The sequence below is a fragment of the Desulforhopalus sp. IMCC35007 genome (assembly GCF_005116575.1).
Lineage (GTDB): Bacteria > Desulfobacterota > Desulfobulbia > Desulfobulbales > Desulfocapsaceae > Desulforhopalus_A.
Genome location: NZ_SWCN01000096.1, coordinates 1 through 282, shown reverse-complemented (window position 1 = coordinate 282; position 282 = coordinate 1). Strand labels below are relative to the sequence as shown.

Below are 282 nucleotides of genomic sequence, written 5' to 3'. Positions count from 1 at the left end.
GATTTATGTATCTTTTCGCAATCATGGACTGGTATTCAAGAAAAGTGATCGACTGGGAACTCTCCACCACCCTGGACACTGCATTTTGTATCAGATGCCTTAAACGTGCTATAAAAACCTCAGGAGCGCCCGAAATCATGAATACAGACCAGGGCTGCCAGTTTACCTCAGATGACTGGAGAGAGTGCCTGGAAGACGCGAATATCGCTATCAGTATGGATGGAAAAGGAAGATGGATTGACAATGTTGTCATTGAACGATTTTGGCGTAGTATCAAATACG

The 282-nt window shown here is 44.0% G+C and carries 1 protein-coding gene; it reads left to right on the top strand.

Annotation, left to right across the window (positions count from 1 at the left end; genetic code table 11):
* Positions 1–282, top strand: a 282-nt coding sequence (locus tag FCL48_RS24770; RefSeq protein ID WP_136876763.1) for a DDE-type integrase/transposase/recombinase, incomplete at both ends; no start/stop codon positions are given.